At 60.2% G+C, this 507-nt stretch carries 1 protein-coding gene; it reads right to left on the bottom strand.

Annotated elements, in window-relative coordinates; all coding sequences use genetic code 11:
* Positions 1-380, bottom strand: a 380-nt coding sequence (locus tag LD110_RS23390; protein WP_225502335.1) for a transposase, incomplete at its 3' end; no start/stop codon positions are given.
* Between the last annotated feature and the right edge of the window lie 127 nt (positions 381-507).

The following is a 507-nucleotide window of genomic DNA, read 5'->3' on the forward strand; positions in this document are numbered from 1 at the left end:
GCGATGTCACGGATTGTCATCCCGCCGGCGTAGAGGCTGATGATCATGTCATCCAGGCCGGTGGTCCGCCGCGCTCCTTTGGGCACCAACCGGGGAATGAAGGATCCCTCACGATCACGCGGAATAGCCAGGCCAACGTCGCCGGCGCTCGTGCCTAGCGTTTTTGGATAGGACCCGTTGCGGGAATTCGGCAGGAATCGACCGATCGGATCGCCCTTCTCATAGCCCAGGTGTCCGGTGAGCTCGGCCTGCAGACCCCGTTCCAGTGAGGCCTTGATCAGCTGCTGGATAAACCCATCCTTGCCGTCGAGCTCCAGCTCGCCCGAGTCGATCTGGGCCATGAGTTCGTCAAACGCACCAGACGCTTTCAAAGCATCCATGCTGCCCGCCGCCGCTGCCTTCCGGGCAAGCTCACCCGCCAGGGACTCGCCAGAATCTGTCATGGTCACAATGATTCTCCGATCAATCACCGATCAAAGGCTTCTACACAATCAATCTGACACCCCC

It is taken from the genome of Arthrobacter sp. M4 (genome assembly GCF_020251205.1).
Classification (GTDB): domain Bacteria; phylum Actinomycetota; class Actinomycetes; order Actinomycetales; family Micrococcaceae; genus Arthrobacter.